The sequence below is a fragment of the Sphingobacterium sp. E70 genome, from assembly GCF_019285695.1.
Classification (GTDB): domain Bacteria; phylum Bacteroidota; class Bacteroidia; order Sphingobacteriales; family Sphingobacteriaceae; genus Sphingobacterium; species Sphingobacterium detergens.
On the sequence record NZ_CP079104.1, the window covers coordinates 1239816 to 1262399 of the forward strand.

Annotated in this window: 33 protein-coding genes; 13 read left to right on the forward strand and 20 right to left on the reverse strand. The window is 37.0% G+C overall.

The annotated features are described in order from the left end of the window. Positions 1 to 883 precede the first annotated feature (883 nt). From KUH03_RS09045 to KUH03_RS09080, 8 genes are all read right to left on the reverse strand, one after another. Positions 884 to 1198 (reverse strand): nucleoid-associated protein, encoded by a 315-nt coding sequence (locus tag KUH03_RS09045; protein WP_257096805.1) that lies wholly within the window; start codon positions 1196 to 1198, stop codon positions 884 to 886. An 84-nt stretch (positions 1199 to 1282) separates the two neighbouring features. Further along, entirely contained in the window at positions 1283 to 1903 is a 621-nt protein-coding gene (locus KUH03_RS09050; protein ID WP_257092685.1) for a nucleoid-associated protein, read from the reverse strand. Positions 1904 to 2235: 332 nt separating this feature from the next. Further along, positions 2236 to 2427, reverse strand: a complete 192-nt coding sequence (locus KUH03_RS09055; RefSeq protein WP_257092687.1) for an McrC family protein — start codon at positions 2425 to 2427, stop codon at positions 2236 to 2238. Continuing rightward, positions 2409 to 2693 carry an McrC family protein gene (locus KUH03_RS09060; protein WP_257092689.1) on the reverse strand — a complete coding sequence of 95 codons (285 nt, stop codon included), beginning with the start codon at positions 2691 to 2693 and terminating at the stop codon, positions 2409 to 2411. Before KUH03_RS09060 ends, KUH03_RS09055 begins: the two co-directional genes overlap by 19 nt. Continuing rightward, a complete protein-coding gene (locus KUH03_RS09065; RefSeq protein ID WP_257092691.1) occupies positions 2680 to 3108 on the reverse strand; it encodes an McrC family protein in 429 nt (142 codons plus the stop codon). Before KUH03_RS09065 ends, KUH03_RS09060 begins: the two co-directional genes overlap by 14 nt. Positions 3109 to 3128: 20 nt before the next feature. After that, the gene (locus tag KUH03_RS09070; protein WP_257092693.1) at positions 3129 to 3329 is read right to left on the reverse strand and encodes a hypothetical protein; all 201 of its coding nucleotides are present in this window, start codon (positions 3327 to 3329) and stop codon (positions 3129 to 3131) included. A gap of 1 nt (position 3330) precedes the next feature. Further along, entirely contained in the window at positions 3331 to 4134 is an 804-nt protein-coding gene (locus KUH03_RS09075) for an McrB family protein (protein ID WP_257092695.1), read from the reverse strand. A gap of 71 nt (positions 4135 to 4205) precedes the next feature. After that, complete coding sequence (locus tag KUH03_RS09080; RefSeq protein WP_257092697.1) at positions 4206 to 5387, reverse strand: hypothetical protein; 1182 nt, start codon at positions 5385 to 5387, stop codon at positions 4206 to 4208. A 418-nt stretch (positions 5388 to 5805) separates the two neighbouring features. Between KUH03_RS09080 and KUH03_RS09085 the strand changes: the two genes are divergently transcribed. Further along, positions 5806 to 6672: a nucleotidyl transferase AbiEii/AbiGii toxin family protein gene (locus KUH03_RS09085; protein WP_257092699.1), complete on the forward strand. Its 867-nt coding sequence runs from the start codon at positions 5806 to 5808 to the stop codon at positions 6670 to 6672. Positions 6673 to 6783: 111 nt separating this feature from the next. Here KUH03_RS09085 and KUH03_RS09090 read toward each other — a convergent pair whose 3' ends face one another. Together KUH03_RS09090 and KUH03_RS09095 are read right to left on the reverse strand one after the other, a co-directional pair. Further along, positions 6784 to 6945 (reverse strand): nuclear transport factor 2 family protein, encoded by a 162-nt coding sequence (locus KUH03_RS09090; RefSeq protein ID WP_257092702.1) that lies wholly within the window; start codon positions 6943 to 6945, stop codon positions 6784 to 6786. Positions 6946 to 6949: 4 nt separating this feature from the next. Beyond that, the gene (locus tag KUH03_RS09095) at positions 6950 to 7228 is read right to left on the reverse strand and encodes a hypothetical protein (RefSeq protein ID WP_257092704.1); all 279 of its coding nucleotides are present in this window, start codon (positions 7226 to 7228) and stop codon (positions 6950 to 6952) included. A gap of 340 nt (positions 7229 to 7568) precedes the next feature. Between KUH03_RS09095 and KUH03_RS09100 the strand changes: the two genes are divergently transcribed. From KUH03_RS09100 to KUH03_RS09110, 3 genes are all read left to right on the forward strand, one after another. Then, a complete protein-coding gene (locus tag KUH03_RS09100; RefSeq protein WP_257092705.1) occupies positions 7569 to 8006 on the forward strand; it encodes a hypothetical protein in 438 nt (145 codons plus the stop codon). Between the two features lie 65 nt (positions 8007 to 8071). Continuing rightward, complete coding sequence (locus KUH03_RS09105; protein WP_257092707.1) at positions 8072 to 8284, forward strand: hypothetical protein; 213 nt, start codon at positions 8072 to 8074, stop codon at positions 8282 to 8284. Between the two features lie 47 nt (positions 8285 to 8331). Next, entirely contained in the window at positions 8332 to 9033 is a 702-nt protein-coding gene (locus tag KUH03_RS09110; RefSeq protein ID WP_257096807.1) for a S41 family peptidase, read from the forward strand. Positions 9034 to 9969: 936 nt separating this feature from the next. On the opposite strand, the gene KUH03_RS09115 is transcribed toward KUH03_RS09110, so the two are convergent. Beyond that, the gene (locus tag KUH03_RS09115) at positions 9970 to 10269 is read right to left on the reverse strand and encodes a hypothetical protein (protein WP_257092708.1); all 300 of its coding nucleotides are present in this window, start codon (positions 10267 to 10269) and stop codon (positions 9970 to 9972) included. Between the two features lie 475 nt (positions 10270 to 10744). Between KUH03_RS09115 and KUH03_RS09120 the strand changes: the two genes are divergently transcribed. The 9 genes from KUH03_RS09120 (at position 10745) to KUH03_RS09160 (ending at position 17272) form a co-directional block, all read left to right on the forward strand. Beyond that, positions 10745 to 11320, forward strand: a complete 576-nt coding sequence (locus tag KUH03_RS09120; protein WP_257092710.1) for a hypothetical protein — start codon at positions 10745 to 10747, stop codon at positions 11318 to 11320. A 112-nt stretch (positions 11321 to 11432) separates the two neighbouring features. Next, positions 11433 to 12173 (forward strand): hypothetical protein, encoded by a 741-nt coding sequence (locus tag KUH03_RS09125; RefSeq protein WP_257092712.1) that lies wholly within the window; start codon positions 11433 to 11435, stop codon positions 12171 to 12173. A 16-nt stretch (positions 12174 to 12189) separates the two neighbouring features. Beyond that, complete coding sequence (locus tag KUH03_RS09130; protein WP_257092714.1) at positions 12190 to 13461, forward strand: DUF4873 domain-containing protein; 1272 nt, start codon at positions 12190 to 12192, stop codon at positions 13459 to 13461. Then, the gene (locus KUH03_RS09135; protein WP_257092716.1) at positions 13446 to 13925 is read left to right on the forward strand and encodes an IPT/TIG domain-containing protein; all 480 of its coding nucleotides are present in this window, start codon (positions 13446 to 13448) and stop codon (positions 13923 to 13925) included. The genes KUH03_RS09130 and KUH03_RS09135 overlap by 16 nt, the downstream gene beginning before the upstream one ends. A gap of 10 nt (positions 13926 to 13935) precedes the next feature. Next, a complete protein-coding gene (locus tag KUH03_RS09140; protein ID WP_257092718.1) occupies positions 13936 to 15396 on the forward strand; it encodes a hypothetical protein in 1461 nt (486 codons plus the stop codon). A gap of 256 nt (positions 15397 to 15652) precedes the next feature. Then, positions 15653 to 15985, forward strand: coding sequence for a hypothetical protein (locus KUH03_RS09145; RefSeq protein WP_257092720.1), 333 nt, complete (start codon positions 15653 to 15655; stop codon positions 15983 to 15985). Positions 15986 to 16122: 137 nt separating this feature from the next. Next, the gene (locus tag KUH03_RS09150; RefSeq protein ID WP_257092722.1) at positions 16123 to 16275 is read left to right on the forward strand and encodes a hypothetical protein; all 153 of its coding nucleotides are present in this window, start codon (positions 16123 to 16125) and stop codon (positions 16273 to 16275) included. A gap of 11 nt (positions 16276 to 16286) precedes the next feature. Beyond that, complete coding sequence (locus tag KUH03_RS09155) at positions 16287 to 16568, forward strand: hypothetical protein (RefSeq protein WP_257092724.1); 282 nt, start codon at positions 16287 to 16289, stop codon at positions 16566 to 16568. Further along, positions 16565 to 17272 (forward strand): hypothetical protein, encoded by a 708-nt coding sequence (locus KUH03_RS09160; RefSeq protein ID WP_257092726.1) that lies wholly within the window; start codon positions 16565 to 16567, stop codon positions 17270 to 17272. Before KUH03_RS09155 ends, KUH03_RS09160 begins: the two co-directional genes overlap by 4 nt. Before the next feature lie 205 nt (positions 17273 to 17477). On the opposite strand, the gene KUH03_RS09165 is transcribed toward KUH03_RS09160, so the two are convergent. From KUH03_RS09165 to KUH03_RS09205, 9 genes are all read right to left on the reverse strand, one after another. Then, complete coding sequence (locus KUH03_RS09165) at positions 17478 to 17591, reverse strand: nuclear transport factor 2 family protein (RefSeq protein ID WP_257092728.1); 114 nt, start codon at positions 17589 to 17591, stop codon at positions 17478 to 17480. 67 nt (positions 17592 to 17658) lie between these two features. Then, positions 17659 to 17922 carry a hypothetical protein gene (locus tag KUH03_RS09170; protein WP_257092731.1) on the reverse strand — a complete coding sequence of 88 codons (264 nt, stop codon included), beginning with the start codon at positions 17920 to 17922 and terminating at the stop codon, positions 17659 to 17661. Positions 17923 to 18163: 241 nt separating this feature from the next. After that, positions 18164 to 18622, reverse strand: a complete 459-nt coding sequence (locus tag KUH03_RS09175; RefSeq protein WP_257092733.1) for a S41 family peptidase — start codon at positions 18620 to 18622, stop codon at positions 18164 to 18166. Next, positions 18622 to 19245, reverse strand: coding sequence for a hypothetical protein (locus KUH03_RS09180; protein WP_257092735.1), 624 nt, complete (start codon positions 19243 to 19245; stop codon positions 18622 to 18624). Before KUH03_RS09180 ends, KUH03_RS09175 begins: the two co-directional genes overlap by 1 nt. A 524-nt stretch (positions 19246 to 19769) precedes the next feature. Further along, the gene (locus tag KUH03_RS09185) at positions 19770 to 19997 is read right to left on the reverse strand and encodes a cysteine peptidase family C39 domain-containing protein (RefSeq protein WP_257092738.1); all 228 of its coding nucleotides are present in this window, start codon (positions 19995 to 19997) and stop codon (positions 19770 to 19772) included. 33 nt (positions 19998 to 20030) lie between these two features. After that, complete coding sequence (locus tag KUH03_RS09190) at positions 20031 to 20858, reverse strand: hypothetical protein (protein WP_257092740.1); 828 nt, start codon at positions 20856 to 20858, stop codon at positions 20031 to 20033. A gap of 259 nt (positions 20859 to 21117) precedes the next feature. Next, positions 21118 to 21546 (reverse strand): hypothetical protein, encoded by a 429-nt coding sequence (locus KUH03_RS09195; protein WP_257092742.1) that lies wholly within the window; start codon positions 21544 to 21546, stop codon positions 21118 to 21120. A gap of 16 nt (positions 21547 to 21562) precedes the next feature. After that, positions 21563 to 22099: a bifunctional 2-polyprenyl-6-hydroxyphenol methylase/3-demethylubiquinol 3-O-methyltransferase UbiG gene (locus tag KUH03_RS09200; protein ID WP_257092744.1), complete on the reverse strand. Its 537-nt coding sequence runs from the start codon at positions 22097 to 22099 to the stop codon at positions 21563 to 21565. A gap of 242 nt (positions 22100 to 22341) precedes the next feature. Then, positions 22342 to 22575, reverse strand: a complete 234-nt coding sequence (locus KUH03_RS09205; RefSeq protein ID WP_257092746.1) for a hypothetical protein — start codon at positions 22573 to 22575, stop codon at positions 22342 to 22344. Positions 22576 to 22584 lie beyond the last annotated feature (9 nt).

Sequence of the window (22584 nt, forward strand, 5' to 3'; positions counted from 1 at the left end):
TTACGAAATTATTACTTAATAAAGCTGCACCTATAGTTAAGGGAATAGATATTAATTGACCACTTAGCTTATTTTGATATTCGCCAAGGCTATTAAAGTAGTGTTCTCGATCTTTTTTAAACTGTCTAGATATCTTATCGAAAGAGAACTTACTTATATATAAAAAGTAACTTTTTCTGTATTTGCGAATAAATAAGCAAAGTTCTCGTAAAGCCATCGAAATGTTCTTTTAGGTTCCGACTGTTGATCAAAAAATGCGCATACCGTATTTTTGAAACAAGCTAACCATTCATTATTTTTATTCTCTCCAAAAACTGTTTGATATTGATATACTCAAAATCTTTGTAATATAACTCTCTTACAACTTTGTCATAAACTAACTTTACCAATAATTTTTCATCTCCCTTAGAAGTTATAAAAAGTTCATTCCACGGATGCGCTTTATTTAGTTCGATTAATCCATTTTCCTCTCTTAAAAATATTTTTAAGAAATCTCGATATTGGACGACATTTAATAAAAATTACCGTTATTATTTGGATTTTGAATGGCATTTTCGATTGTAAAATTTTCATATAATAAACAAGACGTATCAAAAGTCCAAATAAATATATTTTTACCAATTAGAGATAAATCGTTGTTATTTAACCTATCGTAAAGTGACACTTCATCAAGAAATAGAAGAATCTGATCTCGGTCAATTTTAACCTCGAAACTTTTACTCCCAGATTTATCATACTCAATTTTGGCACTTTCTAAACCAGCGCTAATCTCCGATATATCACCTGTTAACAGGATTTCCAGGATTCCTTCATTATAACTTACACTATCAAAAAAGAAGATCTTTCAATTATGTCGTGTAGTTGTAATAAATCTGACAAATTATCAATTTCCTTCATTGCGTTGTTTCAATAATTGGTCATAGATAGATTGATTTCTAATGATGACAGAGTTGTCTTTCAATACAACAGTGTCATTTTGAAATAGACCAATGTCCAAGCTAATTGTAAGCCCTTTTACAGCAGCTTTGAATCTTATTAACTTTTTTAAAGAATCAGTATGAATTTTGAATTCAGAATCTAACTCCTGACCATACTCTTCCTCAGCATACTTTCTTATATGAGCTCTATCTCTATAGAATAATTCGCTAATTCTATCTACATTAACGAAACCATTATTTCCCTTATACTCTGCATCAATACTATCATAGACATGTTTAAAAAAGCATCTTCATCACCTTCAAAGTTTTCCGGAAGACCTATTTTCTTAATAATATTTATGAAATTATTGGTATTCTGTTTTGGTCCAGTCCCTCATCCACACAGACCCAATCTTTAAAATACTGTGATGCTCCATCTCCTTCTTATTAATGAGCGCAATATAGTTTCGATTGGTGGCAACTTTATAAAGATTCACATTTAACCTGAATCCCATTGCCATTTGATCAATGTTTATATTCTCTGTACTATCAACATTATACATTTCAGTAGTAGGATCCCATTTTATATTAAATGCTTCCTTATTACGTACAATAACAATTGATAAGAACCTTAGTCCGTTTATTTCATAATCTGAAAACACATAATAACCACCCGTAGCAAATGGAACCGATTTAATTTCACCCTCCAATTCACGCATGCTTGTTTTACTCCAATTATAAAAGCGGTTATCAGTTTCGTCATCTTTAGTGTATTTATGAATGTTAATAAAAACAGATTTATGCTCACTATGGGGCTTAAACTTATGATAACTATTTATTAATTTCTCAAATGATTCGTGTACCTCTTGGATCATACTTGCTAAACCATCATTCACGGTCAAAAGGCTCGTGGATGGTTTAAAACTGGCCTCAGTCTTTCCAGCTTCTTTGATTAATTCGTGAATTATTATTCGATTTAATTTCATGCTATGCAGCTTAAAAAAGGTTAAAAAAATTATTGCTGATAATGGCTAGTATCAACAAAATACTGTTGCTTAAATTAATAAATATTTACCAAATAAAAACTTATTTGCACATTAAATACTTCATAAAAGAGATATATGTATCCCATTTAGGCTCTCAAATTTTGTATTTGATAGTTAAATATGCGATCGCAAAAGTCACTTAAAACTTAACAACCCAAGAATATCCTTTCCCAACGTCCTACTCAAGTTCCCCTCCTCGTCCAATATAGACAACAGGCCTATCTGGGCAGAATAAGCCTTTCCATGATAAGTAGAGCAAAGTTCATCCTTCTTTAAAGTGTTTGCATGTGGATAAAGCAACATACCCCTACCGCATCCCAATAATCTGCATAAACATAGATCTGACGCAGATCTTGCGAAGAAATACTATCGTAGCTATAATTCTTCCATTTGGTATCAATAATAAACTGCTTTCCACTACAATGCTTAAGTAGAATATCTGGCCTTAAAGGCTTGTCCGCCAAAACCGTTTACTCTCCTGTCCCCATACCGTCCACTCTTTCGAACAATTAACCAGCTGCGTAAGCACATATTGTTCCCAAAGATCATTCATATTGAAAAGCAGAGCTAACATATTTTCCTCTCCCGCCTTAACATTAGGCGCATAGCTTAGAATAATTAATCTCGCCAAATCAATTGCGGTACGATAAGATTCTGTCTTACGGCTGTAAGATAGCCTATCAAATATCTGCTGATCGACCAAAATCTCTTTGACCTCAGGAAAGTGCAACTGTACCCTTTTGCAACGTCCGTACCGATAACTTCCTTCGATAAACGTGCGACAACCTCCAAACCCAGCCTGAGAATCTGATGCAAGCGGTGGTCAGTCCGTAAACCTGATGGGTATTATAAAAGCGCTCCTGATGAACGAGATTGCGTTGCAGATGCCCCGAAAACTCCAGCTTTCCTTTGAGCGCTAGGGTATTTTTAGTTTCCTGATAATATTGTTTGGCCAATCCACAGTGCAGCAGTTCTTCCACCTCCGTCAAATACCAGTCAAAGTATATATCCAAAAGATGGATCTTCTGTTTATCGACGTGAGCTTTGCCCATCTCGGTAATTTTTAATTGTTCAGTCTTTCGGAGCATCTCAATCAATACATCACGCCAATTGACTGTAGTTGGAGTCCTTTGGATCTTAGGCAAAATCTCAATGATCAGATCATCTATTTGGATGACCCCACATAACTCTTAAACCGGATTCCTTGATAGATAGGTGCAAAATATTTACCGCCATGCAGATCATTGTATTTGAGCAAGGCATTGAAATAAGTATCGCCAAAACGCACTGTACCTTGCGAATCAGTCTTGTAATACTGATTGAGATACAGGGTATCATGCTCATATACTTGTATGATGTGCTGCATATTATCCAATCAGCTTATTTAAAGCTTCGATAATACTATCTTCAGCTAGCGTATGGATACGGAGCCTCGGCTTGCTTTGCGGTATTCGGAATTTCGAAATTGCTGGAAATAGCTCTTCTTCCATTGTTTCATTTTCCATTGTAAAAAAGCCTGTCCCTAAGACTAAAGCTATTTTCTCTTCGTCGTGATAGAAATATTCTTTTAATAATGGTATGATACAATTATTGAAGGCATGAACCAAATCCTGAACGGATTGCACATTGATCAGGTAGGAATGTCCGATCTGGTGATCCTTATCCAAAAGTGCGACAATACGCTTATTGATAATTTCCAGTACTTTCACAAGATCGATCTCGCCACCCTCTTTTATAGAAAGCACGCCATTAGTTGCTTTTAAAGCACCATCCTCACGAATGAGTGCAGGCTGCGGCATCATTTCTTCAAATGCAAAACGACGTCGTAAAGCGGTATCCAAAGCTTCTACAGATCGGTCAGCCGTGTTCATCGTGCCAATAATATACAGATTGGATGGCACGGAAAATTTCTGTTTGCTATAGGGAAGGATAACTTCTAGAGCTTCATTACTTCCTGAACGCTTTGTTTCTTCAATCAATGTAATTAGTTCACCAAAAATCGCAGATACATTACCTCGATTGATCTCATCGATAATTAAAACCACAGGCTTACCTTCTATTGTTTGATCGAACATTGCCTGATGAAATACTCCGGAATTAAACTTGCTGACTAGAGCAGCACTATCAAAGATCTCTTCCGAGAAATTTATCTCTGCTGCAGTTTCGGCCAACTCCTTTAGATGTTCACGTTCATATTGTTTAAGACCACCAAATACTGCATAAAACTCTGTTGTCCGAGGTATTACCCCACAACTTCTCTTACCTGTGACAACGATTTAATTTCAGAAGTATCTTTATAGCGATCATACAGTTTCTGTAGATTATCTTTTGTTAATGGAGCTGGACTCTTGATTCCAGAAGAATTTTTAGCGTGCGCATGTATAGAACCGTTTCCATTGATCTTTATAATACTGGTCTCTCGTCCGCTCAAGCTTTTATAAGTCGGCTTAATATCATTGTCCAAACAGTCCTGAACATAATCTATAAAACTTGTGTACAAATCATCAAAAGTATAATTACGTTTATTCGGGGACTTATTTTGAAGTTCAAGATAGCTGTTGTATGCAGCATGTGCACAGGCTATCTTAAATAGACCACTTTCAACTTCATACACAAGCTGCTTGGCACCATCTTCGGATTCATCAAATTTTGGCTTAATACCTTCAACAAAATCCTCGTAACTCATGCTTTGATGGAAAGTCGTAAAAAGAATCTGCCCTCTGTCTACATAATGCTGATAACGTACTTTTCTATCTTGAGGCGAGGAGCTCTTGTCACTTTTGCATTCGATAATAGCCAGTGCTCTATCTATGGTTTTGTATGTTTTACCAGTGCCCGGAGGGCCATATAAGATAATTTGTTTTGAATAACTAATCGGTTCTATTGATGATTCAACTTCTTTAGCTTCTACGATATTCCGGTTATGCTGAATAAACTTCACTATCTGATTATCAAAATCCTCAAAGAAACTCACTAAATTGGGACTGATTTCGGTTTCATCAAATAATCCCAAACTTTCAACAGACATCGCTTCACAAAGGCGCATTCTACTTCTCTTCCCATCCTGATTTTGATATTCCTCCTGATATAATGAAATAATACTATCATTGTCCCATGTCGAAACAATATTCAATCCGGTTCCTTTCCAATTTAAGTAACATTTAGATGTCTTGTAATTTCCAAAATTGGCTTGTACAGTAATACATATTTTACCATGCTCAAAGTCTGACCATTGTTCAATTTGGTTTTGAATTTTATCGCCATTATATCCTTGTCCGGTTACCCTAAAAGTTTTATTATCAACAAAAGGTTTAATATAATCGACGTAACCCCTACTATTGTCATTTTTGCTATTGACCCATTCTAAATGTGAGACAAAATAGGCTAGTAATTTTTTAAATTTGATTATTTCATTTTTTTCCATTCAAGCAGGCTTTTTCTCTTTCTTATGTTGTTTCCATTCAATATTTAAAATTCTATCCCGACAGAAGGTATAGAAGCCGAATCTAATATTTGCACTAGTCCCTAGATAAAATAGTTATTAAGCATCAACAGATGTTGTGAACACAGATTTTCTGAAACTATTCGTAGGAAGGAAAATATAGCTTTCGTGTATTAAATATACATAAAACAAATAATTAACCAAAAGACAGTTGAATAGCCCATTAAAAATTTGGGAATAGGCTCATTAAATGTACAATTGCTATTTAATTAAAATCGGATCCCATGAATTTACACCAAAATAGCATCCAGTTTCACAAAGTAATTCAATTTACAGCCAGTTTGATTAACCTTCCCCATCTCTAATAGAAAAAGACTATTGGCAAACCTATACCCTATTTTTGCTTACTCAGGAACCGATAAGTGAAGATATTGTATTGAAAGGAGGTGTAGCTTTATCAACGTGTTTTAAATTGATAGAACGTATACCAGATGATATTGATCTTGTTATTTCAAGAAACGAAGGCGAAACAGACAGCCGACTTAAATCAAAATTAAGACAGATCGGTAGCATCATTACCAAAGAACTACCCGAAATTAATATTGAAGGTCTTACGAGAAAGAGAGGAATGAACCGTAAGACAGCACATAGTTATTATCATACAACTATTGAAAGCTACTGCGCTGAAAAGAATCTTGTTACTATTGACTACACTTGGCTAGGCTGTGATAGGCCCTGTAGAAAATTATTCCTTAATTCCTATATCGGAGAAGCATTGAGACAGACAGATCAGTATGCTTTAATAGAAAAGTTCTCGTTACTTCCCTTTGAAGTGAAAGTACTCGATCATTACCGAACTTTCTGTGAAAAGATCATGAGCTTGGTTCGGTTTTCATATTCCGAAACGCCCATACAGGATTTGAAAAAGAAGGTTAAGCATATGTATGATCTCCACCAATTGCTATACTACAAGGAATTTCAAGCTTTCCTTAAATCAGATCGTTTTTTTGAGATGATACTTAGTGTCGCCAACCGAGATGCCAAAAGTCTAAGAAATAACAACCAATGGCTCAGATATCACCCCATAGAAAGTTTATTCTTTAGCGGCTTAGAGGAAAACTGGTTACGCCATTTTGAGCAAATTTATAATGATGATTTCAGCATGCTGGTCTATGGTGCGCTTCCCAAGTCCGGCCAAGTTTTGGAGACCTTATTACTCATCAAAGAACGAATGAGCGAGATGGAATGGGATATAGGAATTATTTAAAGTTATTATCCTAAAACACAAAAAGCCACATCTCACGACGTGGCCTTAAATAAACATATGATTCACTAGTGGTTTGTCTTTTATGACTGGCAAACCACCAGTGATAAGGTACTATTTATACGAATTGGTTGATTTGGATACTTTCCAGTTGTTGCCTTCGCGTACCAAAGTCACAAGGTCAGTCTTGGTGAAGTTTTCAAATTCCATGGTCACTTTTGCCACCATATAGTCTGCTGACTCCTCGATGATATCGGTGCTTACTGCACAGTTCAAACGCTCACCTTTTTTTTTTCAGAGATTTAACCACTGCTTCACGGCTATGAGATTGTGCATTGGAAGATTGGATCTTTTGGTTGAAATCAGCTGCGAACAATTGCTCTACACCTGCTGATTCGCCTTCGGTAGTGACCGCAACGTAGTGATCCAGTGCAAAGTCGGCTGTGGAAAGGTTAACGTTTGCTTTTGCTGATTTTGCACCTGGTCCTTCAGCTGCCATAGCGAAAGTAGATACTGTGATTAAAGCTGCTGCTGCGAATGTTTTTACTAATGAGTTCATAATGTCTTTATTTTATTGTGTTAGTTTTGTTGTTCTTATTTGTTGACTCAAAACTACAACACAATAGGCCCTTAGCCTACGGGCTTTAGACTAACGATCGGGAAAACTCGGTGAGTGGCGGGAATGGGGAGGTGAAAGCTATCTTCACTTTTAAATGAGGAAATAAAAAAATTATTGATCATTATCGAACGGTTATGTCCACTTCCGAACAGTTACCGAACTAATTTACCTTATTTCAACACTCTATATCAACATGTTACTAAAATGGATCGACTATTGAGAATCATTTTTTGAAACAAAATAAAAATTTACATCCAATAAAATAACATTTATAGTCCTTATGAAAGTCATTAGAAACATCTTATTTTGGTTTGTTCTGTCCAATTCCTTTTTGCTCTCTAATAACGAATTGTTAGCAGGATCTCAATGCGATTGTCATGCTGAATTTACATGGATCAAGAACACTTTCGAAAAAAACGACGCTGGATTTGAGTACATATTAAAAGAAAAAGGGCAACAAGCCTATGACCTTCATACAGCGGAAATAATGAATATGGCTAAAACTGCCACAAACAAAGCTGACTGTATAAAATTGATTTATAGATGGTTTAAATTCTTCAGGAAGGGACATCTTGGAATTGTTGATCTAAAAAAGGATAATGAACCTGTGCAACTCATTGAGCCAGATAAAAATAAAGTCAGAATGCATGAAAAAGTAACCTTAAAGGAAAAGAGCTCAATCGTACGATTGACAATGAGAGCGAACCCTCACCTATAGGCATATGGGAAAGCGCTCCCTACAAAGTTGCTATAGTTCCTACCGATAGTGGCTATGCCGGCCTTGTGCTGGATGCGCCAGGGACACCTTGGAATAAAGGTCAGGTAAAATTCAAACTATATAAGAACGGAGAAAACTATCAAGCAACAATCTGGATGAGAAACTTTAATGCCAGAGATAAGGTATCAGTAGAATTTATCGGAAACAATATTATCCATATCAATGGTATGGCCTTTTTGTACGCAAATCCAAATCATTTGAGGACACACCTCTTGTAAAAAGTTATATAAACTATTTATATTCCAGTGGTCCTTACTTTGAACAAATTTCAGACAAGACAGCATATGTCCGTATACCGAGTTTTGCGATGTCTAATAAAAGATCTATCGATAGCGTTCTGCGTGTAAACCATGAAAAAATTATTCATACCCAAAATCTAATCATAGACCTAAGGAACAATGGAGGAGGATCCGATGATGCATATTCTGCACTGATCCCCTATCTATATACTAATCCTATTAGAACGGTAGGCTTGGAATTGCTTTCCACAGAGTTGAACAACGCTGCTTTGCTGGCGCTCTCCAAGGATACCCTATATGACGAAAAATCAAGGAAAGAATTTAAGGAGATTTATGACAAGCTGAACTTAAATCTCGGCAAATATGTTCGGGTTAAAGAAAATATGATCTCTATTGATAGTATGGATCGAATCCTTCCGTTTCCGCAAAAGGTAGCCGTATTGATAAACGAATATTGTGGAAGTACAACCGAGCAGTTTCTGCTCGAGGCAAAACAGAGCGCAAAGGTTAAACTTTATGGAAAAAGTACCTATGGCTCTTTGGATATTTCAAATATGCACCACGCCATTTCTCCAAGTGGTGAATTTCAGTTGTGGTACTGCAGGTCGAAAAGCTACCGGATCCCAGAAATGGCAATTGACAATGTGGGCCTACAGCCAGATCATTACCTCGACCCTTCAATTCACCAAAAAGATTGGGTTGGATTTGTCCTGGAGAACTTAAAATGATGGTCTATGATACATGCCTTTATATCATCTATTGATGTAAAGGTTTGAATAGTAATTTGACTTTGTCTTAATGAAATACTAAAAATTCGTTACGCACTGCGTATCAGATTTAGGACTCTCTACGCAGTGCGTAGAGAATCCTAAATAAGTAGAACATTTAGTAAAAATTCACTCCAATAAAACTATTTCAAACCGACTACTGTTCTTACAATACAAAACGGCCACAAGCTGCCTTTCGAAAGAAAGGACCAACATAAAAATTGGCGTCGTACAGTGAAAATCTAATTGTCTTTAAAAACATTGGATGACGAAACAAAAAAGAGGAAACGATAAGAAACATAAAAATTACTGTACAAGAAAACGCTAAGAGAAAGGGTCTGATGAAAATCAGGCCCTTTTGACGTTAAAATGTACAGGTACTGGATCAAAACACCGAATCTAAATGACTATCGCTGCTGATGTCCGGACGACTATAGCATATCCCTGATTTTAGAAGCCGGTAATTTAGATCTGCATTAAAACTAATACATACAGATACCAAATTATCCCTAATCACAATTTTCAACCAATTTTTAGACAGTAATTAGTCATTAGTTATTCAGCATTCATTGAGTAATCACAGAGCAAGCACTGAACGAGCACTGAACAAGCTCTGTTTAAACAGCAAATTTGATCCCTCTTTGAATCCCATTTGCTGCAAAAACATTAAAAGAATGGAAAGGAGCTAAAACAGAAAAAGCCACATCCGTAGATATGGCTTCACAACTTATATATTTGTAAGGGATGGCTCTTATTTATAGGAATTGATTGATTTGGATACTTTCCAGCTATTACCTTCACGTACCAAAGTCACAAGGTCTACTTTGCTGAAATTTTCAAATTTTAGAGTCACCTTAGCTACCATATAATCTGCTGACTCTTCGATGATGTCGGTAGTTACTGTACAGTTGAGCTTCTCGCCTTTTTTTTTTTCAAAGATTTAACCACTGCTTCACGGCTATGAGATTGTGCATTGGAAGATTGGATCTTTTGGTTGAAATCAGCAGCGAACAATTGCTCTACACCTGCTGATTCGCCTTCGGTCGTGACCGCAACATAATGCTCAAGGGCGAAGTCTGCTGTAGAAAGGTTAATAGTTGCTTTTGCTGATTTGGAACCTGGTCCTTCAGCGGCCATAGCGAAAGTAGATACTGCGATTAAAGCTACTGCTGCGAATGTTTTTACTAGAGTTTTCATAATGTCTTTATTTTATATTGTTAGTTTATATATGTTCTTATTTGTTGACTCAAAACTACAACACAATATGCCCCTAGCCTATGGGCTTTAGACCAACGATCAGGAAAACTCGGTGAATGGTGGAAATGGGCAGGTAAGATACTGTAGGTAAAAAAATAATTATATCTTTGACTACTTATTTAGCCAAATAAAAAAATGAAAAGTACTCCGCCTAGAAAGGTGAATAAATCCCAAGGAAAACACTTGTTCTCTATTTTTTAATTTTAATGATTTGCTTTAGTTGCAAAAAGAGCGAACAACCCACTCCAGTAGAAAATCAGCCCCTAAAATTAGAAACTATAGGCGTTGATGCTGCCAACAGGAAGAGTATCGTGTTTGCGGGCCGTGTATTGTATCTCAATGGTGAAAAAATAAAGGATCATGGGTTCGTATTGAAATCTGGTTTTGGAACCTCTAATGTAGAAAAAAATATTCATTGGGAACTACCATTCAGATTGGTAAGATACTGAAGAAAATTGAACCGCCAGCGGAAGTCCTCGAAACTGGTCGGGGAGAATATAGATTTTATATCGAAACGGACAAAAGTACTTATTATGGTGAAACCGTCAGATTTCAGCTATCAAATGTTTTTATAGACTATCAAACCGGCTTATTGGCTACCGCTGGCGAGACAATCACAGTAAGCGGTGACTTCAAAGATGTAAAAAAGGAAAACTATAAGCTTCGTTGCGATTACAACAGCCCTATAGAAATAGATTATAACATCGACGCCACAAAGAAGAAAATAACATTTACAGTACCAGGTGGGTATCGTCATGGCGTAAATCTCAGTTTCTATCTAAGTCCAATCCAAGGCGTAACAAATTTAAATGGCGATATCGGTCTAGCATCGGTTAGCATATTGGGAACACTCACCCCACCCACGCAATATAATTACAATTACAATGATTACCTGCGCCTGTCGGGAGTTGGACTCCCCCAGATCGGGCTTCGTCATTTTATGTCATCATTGGTGATAAGCTGTTCCCTTATTATCAAGAGTTATTACTGAGTGACATGATCTATGATCAGCCCAAAATGGCCTACAGAATCGGGTATTATAATGGACGGGATACCGTTATTTTCGACAAAAGATTACCCTAAATACCCCAAAAGCTACAGATTTGGCTATCCGTCGATCCTTTGTCCATCCAGGGCGGTCGATTCCCGTCACGGGTATTATTCCATATAATTATAGTTTTATGCCTACGATGAGTGTGGGCGGTAAAAACGCGAGTTACTATGCAACATGGAACGGTGATGATAAAATAACAATCAGTGATCTTCCGGATGGAAACTATCCATTTATTATGGAAGGACCTTTCGCCAGATTTGAAAGTAAAGAAAAAATTGTCGTAAAGTCCTTAAAAATAACCGGAGCAAGCTCATCAAAAGGATATTATGGTGCACAGATAAAAATTCCGGGTAATTTCATTGCGGGAGATCACTACTATGCCAGACTCGGGGACCAGGGAGATGAGAGCTTGCAGGTTTCCAATGGTAGCGCTACGCTCGATATCCCCAATATTAAACCGGGAAAAGTAAAAATTACGGTGATGTACAATGACGATCATGGCAAACAGCACGTATTCCCCACCGAACATCAAGTGGAAGTCCTCGCTCCTATCTTTGATGATTTATATCCAAAATCGGGCAAGCCTGGCGACGTTATCACATTAAAAGGAAAAGGGCTGGCCTACTGTGCGATTTTTATGGGTGGCGTCCGGCTGATCTCAGTGGGTGGAACAATAGACGAACCGCAAGTATTTATACCCAGGGATGTCATCTTCAAAGGAAAGGTGCGCATCAGTGCACAATACAAAACGGATTGGATTGAATGCAAAGAGGCATTTGAATTATTATAACCAAAAATTTATGAAAATGTACGCTAAAGCGGGGACAACAAAATTTGTGAAGTTAATAGCAATATTATGCTGCATCTTGACGGCCTGCAAGAAAGAAAATAAGACTGAGCCTCCCACGAACACCCAAATAAGTGCAGTCACCGGAAGCTTTGAAAAAATGACGGAATCTTCGATCGTGCTCCATGGAACGGTGGGTGAAATGGCTATGCTTCCCAATATTCTAGAATACGGCTTTATATTGGGCATAAAAGATAATAACGGGTATGCCGGGCCTGAGCTGGAAATTCCGATAGGTAAGAAAATGACCGATAAAGAGGTTGTTTTCATCTATAAACCCGAAGAAAATTTTGACATGAATACAGTCTATTCCTACGCTTTTTATGTCAAGACTAAAAATGGCTTCTTCAAAGGCTCATTGAATTCATTTCAGATGGATGGTATGCAGGTAGAATCACCCTCGGAGATCTTGGGAATGCCGGGTGAAGAAGTGCGTCTCAAAGGTCGCTTTTCTATGCTGGATGGTAACTATAAATTATATGGTAGATTAGATAAAACCCAACAAATTGATTATCAAATTGCACCAGACGGTAAGAGCCTAACTTTTAAGATCCCGGATGTTGAAGGCTCTCAACATGGTAAAAAGCTGAGAATAGACTTACAGAAAAATTCAGCAAATGGTTCTTTCAACAGACAATTAGTTCAAATCAGTTTACTAGGTAAACTCGTTCCACCGGCAATACTGACCTATGGTTTTACAGACCTGATACGATTCTACGGTTCCTGTTTACCATACTCTGGAGATAACGACAAGTCTTTTCAGATAATCATTGGAAACATTACTATTCCCTATACACGGGAAATTGCTATCAAAGACCTGAAAGGGTTAGTGGGAAAAAGCTTTAAAATTGGCTACAAAAATGGTAGAGACTCGGTATTATTCTCGGCTGACTATATCATTCGGTCCCCCAATCCCGCAGACATCTATTTTGTCAATGCAGTAGCGCACCCCAATACGCACGCTATTGTCAATGGTTTTTCATTCTATTCATTCTTTGATATGTACCAGACAAAATATTATTTCGGGAAATATCAGGTTAATGAGATGGAGGTAAATGGCGATTATCCAACGGAAACCATTTCGATACCGATTAAGAATATTCCGGAGGGGCATTATAAATTACGCCTGGACAATGGATTTTTAATATCGAAAGTACAAAGACGATACAGATCAAAAAGTTTGACTGGACGTCTATTGATAAAAGCGAGGCCTATGTGGGCGACTACCTAACGCTCACTGGAAATTTCATCAAAGGTTTTGAGTACGAGATTTACGGAGATGATTTCTTTAAAATGCCAGTGGTATGTAGCGAGGACGGTAAATTAACATTTCAGGTCCAGACATTCTTTCAAGAAAGTGAGTCACTCCATATTGTGTACAACGAATTTACGGAAACCGGATGGCGACTGTATATGCATCCGAAAACATTACCATTTAAAAGCTTGGGTATGACTTTCGACAGTTTATCGCCAAAAACCGGGCTGCCAGGAACTGTTGTACAGCTCAAAGGAAAGGGAATCGGCTTGGCCCATATGATCCGGGTTGGCGATACGCAAGTATACCCGCTCATAAAAAGTGTAGACGAGGTCACGATTACCATTCCTGCTTTTCAGACAAAAGGAAAAGTGCGGATTTCAGCCTCCGCCTATGGAAATACAATTCTGCTATCACCAGACTATTTCGAAGTTCAATAGAAAAGTTATTATGAAAAGAATCATTCGACGCATACAAATTGGCGTTTCCATCATTGCAGCGCTATCGGCCTGTAAGAAAACGGAGGAAGTCGTCGTTATTAATACGCCAATGACGGTAGTTGCTATGGCACCTTCGGAAGTGACAGATTCCCAAGTCACCATGCATGGTGAAATAACAACCTCAAATAAGGAAGAAATTTTGGATGTAGGCTTTATTTTATCCGAGACTAAACAATCCGGAAGTACCATCCTACAGGAGATCTCCGCGGGCAAACAAAAATTGATCAACGGCAAAACAGTAGACTTTACTTTGACCGTAAAAGAACCTTTTGATCTGGATTTAATCTATCAATATGAATTCTATGTCAAGACTGCTAAAGGTTTTTACAAAAGTCAGCCTGTCCGTTTCAATGTCGACAATATTAATGTCACAGACAACAAACTTGTATTGGCTTATCTTGGTGAGACCGTATTATTCAAAGGAAATTTTAAGCAATTTAAGGAAAATTACTATTTAATTGCTGGCGGAAATACCGAACAACGGTTAGCTTTTACGCTAAAAGATAACAAAACAACTTTAGCTGTAACCCTGCCAAAAAGTGGATATTATCATGGAAACAAATTGGCGATTACCCTTCAAAAACCGGTTAACGGACGCGAATATGTAAGTTCAAAACAGCTGATCGAAACAAAAATAGTTGCTAAAATCACCGAACCGAGTAAAAATAGTTTCGCTTTTAATGAGGGGATTCAGATCAATGGTATCGGTTTACCCCAATATGGTTATGCGGATGACTTATTTCTATTGATCGATGACCAACGCATCCCTTTTACAAACAATATATTTTTCCGCCAAATAGCGAAGCTCAAGGGCGAATCTTTTCGACTGGGATATGCCAATGGCCGCGATAGCATCTATCTCGATAAAGAAATCCTACTCGAACAACCTTCAGCAGACAATATCACATTAGAAACGACACTAACCCATCCTGGCTGCATGATAGAGGCTAAGGGAATTGATTTTTATAAATATTTTGGTGATGAAATCTCCAAAATACTTGTAGGTAATTTGGCTGCAACAGGATCTATCGGGAATAACGGCAACAGCACCTATTTGACTATCCCGAATAATCTCCAAGACGGAAAATATCCGGTTACCCTGACAAGTGGATTATCCACTGTCACCAGCAAAAAGAAAGTTGAAGTGAAGAAATTACATTGGGACGCTATCAATCAAAACATATTTTTTTCCGGAGATACGGTCCAGCTAACAGGAAACTTTTACAACACAGTAGGTTACAACCTAGAATTTTCGGGCGAAAATGCTGTATATAACAGTGAATTGAAAAATAATCTCGTTGGTTTTAAAATACCGCAGCTCAGACCTGGCCAGTATAAAATCAAGACCTATTACCATGGATACTATGATAGCAAAAAGTATTATGCCCCGAAGAGAAAACCATCGAAATAAAAATGCCTATTATTTCGGATTTCAGTCCACACAAGATCACCAGTGAATACGCTATCATTTTAGAAGGTAGAGGCTTGTCCAATGAGTTTAAATTTTACATTGGGGGCAAGAGGTATATGCATATACGTTAAATGAAAATGAACGAATAATCAACATTCCTCAAGGAATAAAACCGGGCAAATATAAGGTATGGATGGATACTAACTATGGAAAAGTTGAAGCAAAAACATTGTTAGAAATCCAATAATCAGAGACCATGAAGCAGCACATTATCAAACTCACTTACATCATTCTTTTATTTTTCGTTCTTGGTTCATGTAAGAAGGATGAACAGGTAATCGATAAAACACCAATAACAGTAGGTACGCTAGAGGCCGGGGATCTCAGAAACAATCACGCCATTTTATACGGCGAAATCCATTATCTAAATGATGAACAGATTCTTGACTATGGCTTTAAGATTGCATTAAGGGAAGAAACAACCTTCAGAACGATCTCTTTAGGAAAACAAGCTAAAGTGGGTATAATAAGTTATGACCTCCAATCGACTTTCAAAATCGGTGAATTTTATCAATATATTTTTATGTAAAGACTGATAAAAATACATACGAAGGAAGACCTGTATATTTTACGGTCAACGACATCTGGGTAGACAATTCCAAAATACAATATGCCAGTCCCGGTGATATCATCACGATCAAGGGCCAATTTAAACAGGTAGATGATTTGTTTAAACTCTCTATCGGGGATGCCTACAACGGTCAGAACAATGAAATCCCTTTTACGCTGGACAAGGACAAAGAATCGCTAACTTTTACGATGCCCAGTAAAAATCTATACCATGGGGCCGAAGCTCGCATGGTGTTATCAAAAAAATAAATTATCAGGAAGTGCGGCAATATTTATTAAGTTTTAAAATTGCTGCGCGGTTATTGCCGCCGAGTCCGGGGACACACTATTATACAGATCCAATCAAGCTGAAGGCTATTGGGTTATCAGATTACTTATATCATGATTTTAAAATTATTTTAGGTGACAAAGTACTGCGCTATGAAGACAATTATTATGCTCCTTACCTCCCGCTTAATGGACATTCCTATAAATTAGGCTACATCTGGGGCAGGATACAATTTACCTCAAAGAAACATGGAATCTTGAGGTTCCTGATATGAAAACAGCAGCGCTAAAGTATAAAATAGTGCACCCTTTTGGACATACAGAACTTGAAGGACTCGATTTTTTCAAATATCTTGTCAATAGCAAGTATAAATTAGCAATAGGGAAGTATGAGGGAGATCTTGCTATGATTAATTTTGAAAAGGATATTCCGGTACATATTGGGGACATTCCGGAAGGAAAATATCCTATAGCCATCAATAGCAACGTATACGGCGATCTTAAAATCAATGACCAATTGATCGTTCAAAACCTTCGTATTACTGCTGTAGACGCTGGGACTGGTTATTATGAAGACCCGATACGTATAAAAGGGAATTTCCTTCCTAATCAAGAATATGTTATCAAATCGGGTGACTTCGAGGTATATTTTGGCTTTCCCAAGAATGGTGAACTTGTATTCCCATGTCCTTTTACCCTTTTAAAAGGGGATAATAATGTAAAAATAGGCTATGCAAAGTATGGTGGCAATTTTTTTGAGGTTGATAGTAAAGTCATAAAAGTAAACGGATTGAGTATAGATAGCTTCTATCCTACCAAAGGAGCTCCTGGAGATATTGTCAAATTAAAAGTACGGGGTGCAAAGACAAATTATTACCGAATCGGGATCGGCGGTATTGAGGTTAGCCCTATATCCGTCAAACTTGGAGAAATGGAATTTATGGTTCCTACGGTCAACAAAAAGGAAAGACAAAAATAAAAATATTGATTGACAACCAAGTTTTCGAATCAAACGAATATTTTGAAATTATATAAATCCGCATAAAAATTACGATGCAGTGAAACGTTAGAAGAAAAGAGCATGATGTAAAAAAGCCACATCTCAAGACGTGGCCTTAAATAAACATATGATTCACTAGTTGTCAGCTTCCGGTATGACGGAGCTGACAACTAGTTATTGGGAACTATTTATAGGAGTTAACTGAACTAGTTACTTTCCAATTATTCCCTTCACGCACCAAAGTCACAAAATCAGTCTTGGTGAAGTTTTCAAACTTCAGGGTCACTTTTGCTACCATATAATCTGCTGATTCTTCGATGATGTCAGTACTAACTGTACAGTTTAGCTTCTCGCCTTTTGTTTTTTCAAGTATTTAACGACTTCATTCCGGCTGTTGGTCTTTGCATTTGCTGATTGAATTTTTGGCTGAAATCTTCAGCAAATAATTGCTCTACGCCTGCTGACTCGCCTTCTGTCGTAACTGCAACATAATGCTCAAGGGCAAAGTCTGCTGTGGAAAGGTTAACGTTTGCTTTTGCTGATTTTGAACCTGGTCCTTCAGCGGCCATAGCGAATGTAGATACTGCGATTAGGGCTGCTGCTGTAAATGTTTTTATTAATGCTTTCATAATGTCTTTATTTTATTGTGTTAGTTCTGTTGTTCTTATTTGTTGACTCAAAACTACAACACAATACGCCCCTAGCCTATGGGCTTTAGACCAACGGACGGGAAAACTCGGTGAATGGTGGGAATGGAGAGGTGAAAAGACTCACTGCAATGATTATTTTTTACTGTTATAATGATCTTATGGTCTTTATTTGAATAATGATCGCTTGCTGTAAAAATACGCTATGTGAATCTATGTATTTTCATAAAGAGAAATTACTTCGCTTGCTTATAATTTCCAAAGCTTTTTCAATGTAGTCTTTCTTACTATTAATCACCGCTTCTAATAATTGATTCGTGGTTTTAATATTTGAAAGATCAAATGGCAAAAGAAAATCAGGATTCACTCCTTCGTTAATTTTATATGTTTTCCCATTGCGGTCTTTTAAAACACTTATAGTCAAATCCAGCGAAAAATTATTCCCAATCTCATAATATTGATTGGTTGATGTGAGACCGTGTGTCTTTTGACCAACAGTTATCACATTTTTCTGTCCTTTAAAATGTAATAAAAATGCCTCGGCAGCACTGGCAGTATAATAACTGGTCAAAATAACAATGGGAACTTGCGTATTCTTCAATTTAATGGGCGGACGTTTTTTGGGATCTAGCTCCAAAATATCATATACTTGCTTAGCTTGTTTACCTTCTGGTTTAAGCACTACCGAAATCTTCTTTTCCTCCCCGTATTCAAAACATCTGAATAGCTGTAATCGACATCTATTAATGACGCAAAATGCCATATCATGGGGTAGTTGGCTCCGCCACTGTTTTCGGTAAGGTCTATTATCCAAGCTTGGGGATTATTATCATCCAAAAATTTGAGCTGTTTTCCAATGGTGTCTATATATTTTGCCTGCTCCAACCGAACTGGAGGGATATTTATATAAGCATATTTTTTATCAATCATATAAGATTGATAATTTTTGGGAGGCAGGCCTGCATCTGCATCAGTCATCTTCGCCATCTGACGCAACTGAACCATAAAATCTTCTTGAATGCCCGTATCGGTCTCATGATATTGTACAGAGGAATGCACATCCCGAAGATCGCTCAGAAGCATCTTGAATAAGGGGAGTAAATCTTTAGCTTCTTTAATACCACAACTTTTCTTGATGACAATCGGAGCAATAGAATCCCAATTTACATTGGCACTGGAATATGCATTGGATTTAACAGTATCAATAAAAGCATTTGTTAATTGCAGAATGTCCTTATTTTGGGCAACTGCATTAAAACAAAACGTAAAAAACGATAGTACAATAAGTAAAGAAGATCTCATCATGCTCAAATATAAGATAAAAAGAATTTTTTTTCATTGATTAATTACTTAAATAATAAACCTTAGTTTGAAAACAGACCAAGTGTTGGGAAAGCAACCATCGCGGAATCATTCCTGTTCGGTTTAGTAATCGTCCCAAATTTAACCTCAATAGGTATGGTGGGTTTCTCTCTTTTGTCTGTTCACTGTGCCTTTATAATCCCTTGTTGGAATAAAATAGCCAATATCAAAATAATTATGTGCTTGCTTTTTTCATTTTGTAAAAAATATTTAAATATTAATAGTAAAATCAACGATGTTCTTAGCAGTATTTAAGTCTACTTCTACTTTTTAAGCAGATGATATAGTATTTATGAAACGATCTCTCCAAAACTTCGCTTCTCGATCCAAATTCCATCGTTACTACTATTATGAGACGTCTTTGTAATTAAATCCTTATCATATTTAAGTCCAGAAGATCCTTGACTAATCTCCGTTTATTTAAGGGATTAAATTTGATTCCAATGCAGTATACAAGGAAGTTCAATCTATGTTAACTGATTCAAACTTAATCGCATACTACAAGTCCGAAAACCTAATTTCTCTGCAGCTTCATTAATTTCTAATAGCTTGACATCGTTTTTTGTGGTCTGGCATAGTTTTCTGATTTTATGAATTGAAATCGTCTGTTCATAAAATTTAAACATCATTCGAAGACATGTAGCACCGCAATCCATCACGACCATCTGCTTATAATGAGGAAATCTCTTTATCACAACGAGCTATTATATAATTTACCCAGGTCTTTATCATGCGCGGCCATCCAGATCATGTTCATGGGATGAAGATCGGTCAGAAAGCGTCTTTTTCCTGTAAGATATAGGGCAGTCTCTTTGCCCATATATTGTCTTTACAGATGCAATAATGGTTTCCAAAGATGAACCAATACAATAAGGATCAATCCGAACAAACGCTTTTGGATTAATATATTCTGCAAGATTAGGACATCCTGCGTAGAAACACAATGATTCTGTAATAATGGGATCTACGATTTTCTCTGTAAAATATCCATTTTCATAAGCGTTTTCGCAAGCTACATGGTAGGTATATCTCCATAAGCCTTCATACTTATCTTTTAGATACCCTTTATAATTATTTAGAAGATTAAAAAACTTACCATGTGATGGACGTCCATAAACATCGAAACCGTCCTTGAATACTTTGTCCAATGCTAAAATGAATTCCAGACGAGCTCTGTGCCCAGGAAATCCCGCTAATTCACTGACTACGGCCGATAGGAGCTCGGTTTTATCAACACGATCTGATTCTCCATCGGTCGAAAAATTGACTGGAAAAAATGGCAAATGCAAATGCACATTCATCATCCGTGAGGTGGGGTGCTGCCGCGCAAAGGATGAAAGGCTGGATTCGGTCATAAAAGTAATACTCTTCCTTTCATCGTATCCTTTCTCAAGTGTCTGCTGATGAGGAAAAGTCAATATCACCAGACGGTCATAATGATCATCGGTAACAAACTCAAGATCTTTCCATTTATTTTGTCCCTGTAGATAACGGTGTGAGAACCGAAAAAGCAGATCTTGATCTGGTCTTGCAAAAGTAGTTAATCTGATTTTCATAGCTTTTAGTTTACATTATGTTAGCTTTGAACGAAACATTTGATAGATTTTCATAATCTTACCAAGATTTTGCTCGGCCTCAGTAAAGCGCTCAAGTTGATTTTCGGGATACAACTGGTTAAACATGGTCACATCTGAATAATAAAAACATTTCTGATTGGAGAGATAAGGCAAAATGACAAACTTTGAGAGCGCTAAATCTGAAATTGTATTGTCAACCTTCTTTTTAGGATCAAAATCCGTCTTCTGAAGAATGATGTCAAAAAAATCGTTTGTAGATCACCAAAAATTGATTTGAACAATAACTTTGTACCCACAAAAGATTTTCCGAAACTGGCAGCGAAGTCTTAAATCCTCCACTCGAGCCTCCTATTAGCAGCTCAGCATTTAATTTATACCCTTCCTGGATAATCTCAAATAGCTTTTGTTTACTATAATTGGCTGTAAACTGATGATCGTCCTCACAGAAAATTATAAGTTCATCCCCGGCATTTTTTGCTTCATGAATAACCTTTACTAAGGATTTCCATAAACCTAAAGCACCAATCGTATCTTCGACGGCCTCAATATAAGTGACCTTGAATTCTTCTCTACCTGCAAATTCTCTCTTTATATGCGCCAATCTGTCTACTCGTTTTCGTAGATTGACTACATATGTTGGTATAAAAATATTCTCTATCAATTCCATACTTTAAAACAGTATTTTAATCGTCGGATTTGCTCGCCAGGTAAAGTTTCTCCTCTGGATTTAAGCCAAAATTTGGGTATTTTTCAAATAGAGAGAATGACTGTAGTTTGAATCCTATCTTCTTCAAACGATCCTCATAATCTATTCCATACAGTCTGACGTGATCATGCTGACCAAAATGTTCAAGTCTATCTTTATTGGTTATTATCTTAGGATCCTCCTCTGTAATTTGAAGCAAAGGTGATATTGGAACTTGGAGGATGGCACTACCTCCTACCCTAAGTATCCGTTTAATTTCTTGTAAAGCTCTTTGCTCATCTACGATATGTTCTAAAACATGATTACAGATGATTAAGTCAAATCTACCATCAGAAAACCCCGTATTCAGCAGGTCTGTCTGTCGAATATTATCGCTTTTAGAATAACGTGATAAATCAATATCACCGGTAACATAATCATAAACATGACCGGTAAGTCTTTTTAAAATTACCTTTTCGGGTGCAATATGTAATATTGAAAATTGCTTTTTGAATACACCAAGATAATCAACCAAAAAGTATATACCAAACGGTCCCGGTCCTTGGAACCACATGTTGGACATTTCACAAATCTATAGCCAGCACCTATAATTTTCTTCCTAACAATAACAGGATGATCAACTCCGACCGGAAGAAGATCTGTATGAATCCCAAAACAAAACGGACATATCATATATATAATGATTTTGATACATCTAGCTATTAGACCAAAAAGATTAATACCCTTTGGCCTAACAGCTAAATGCTTATCTATGTATTATTGACATACACAGGCGTTCGATTCAACATTAACACATGTACCGGAAGTTCCGCCATTCGTGCATGAACCCGAACACCAGTCATCACCAGATCCATTTACTGGGCAATATCCGTTTTCATCCGCTGTAACGGGGTTAGTCTCTGGGCTAGTACCACCATTCCATCCGCCAAGAACATCCTTTAGCTGCCCTCTAGAAAGCTGTTCTATTTCTTTGAGATTTAGATTTGCCAACGAAATTTT

What these genes read in the sequence shown, in the direction of transcription:
- KUH03_RS09050 (WP_257092685.1), bottom strand. Translation starts at nt 1,903, where the DNA reads ATGAAATTAAATCGAATAATAATTCACGAATTAATCAAAGAAGCTGGA.
- KUH03_RS09070 (WP_257092693.1), bottom strand. Translation starts at nt 3,329, where the DNA reads ATGCAGCACATCATACAAGTATATGAGCATGATACCCTGTATCTCAAT.
- KUH03_RS09080 (WP_257092697.1), bottom strand. Translation starts at nt 5,387, where the DNA reads ATGGAAAAAAATGAAATAATCAAATTTAAAAAATTACTAGCCTATTTT.
- KUH03_RS09095 (WP_257092704.1), bottom strand. Translation starts at nt 7,228, where the DNA reads ATGAACTCATTAGTAAAAACATTCGCAGCAGCAGCTTTAATCACAGTA.
- KUH03_RS09100 (WP_257092705.1), top strand. Translation starts at nt 7,569, where the DNA reads ATGAAAGTCATTAGAAACATCTTATTTTGGTTTGTTCTGTCCAATTCC.
- KUH03_RS09115 (WP_257092708.1), bottom strand. Translation starts at nt 10,269, where the DNA reads ATGAAAACTCTAGTAAAAACATTCGCAGCAGTAGCTTTAATCGCAGTA.
- KUH03_RS09130 (WP_257092714.1), top strand. Translation starts at nt 12,190, where the DNA reads ATGTACGCTAAAGCGGGGACAACAAAATTTGTGAAGTTAATAGCAATA.
- KUH03_RS09140 (WP_257092718.1), top strand. Translation starts at nt 13,936, where the DNA reads ATGAAAAGAATCATTCGACGCATACAAATTGGCGTTTCCATCATTGCA.
- KUH03_RS09145 (WP_257092720.1), top strand. Translation starts at nt 15,653, where the DNA reads ATGAAGCAGCACATTATCAAACTCACTTACATCATTCTTTTATTTTTC.
- KUH03_RS09160 (WP_257092726.1), top strand. Translation starts at nt 16,565, where the DNA reads ATGAAAACAGCAGCGCTAAAGTATAAAATAGTGCACCCTTTTGGACAT.
- KUH03_RS09165 (WP_257092728.1), bottom strand. Translation starts at nt 17,591, where the DNA reads ATGGTAGCAAAAGTGACCCTGAAGTTTGAAAACTTCACCAAGACTGAT.
- KUH03_RS09170 (WP_257092731.1), bottom strand. Translation starts at nt 17,922, where the DNA reads ATGAAAGCATTAATAAAAACATTTACAGCAGCAGCCCTAATCGCAGTA.
- KUH03_RS09180 (WP_257092735.1), bottom strand. Translation starts at nt 19,245, where the DNA reads ATGATGAGATCTTCTTTACTTATTGTACTATCGTTTTTTACGTTTTGT.
- KUH03_RS09190 (WP_257092740.1), bottom strand. Translation starts at nt 20,858, where the DNA reads ATGAAAATCAGATTAACTACTTTTGCAAGACCAGATCAAGATCTGCTT.
- KUH03_RS09195 (WP_257092742.1), bottom strand. Translation starts at nt 21,546, where the DNA reads ATGGAATTGATAGAGAATATTTTTATACCAACATATGTAGTCAATCTA.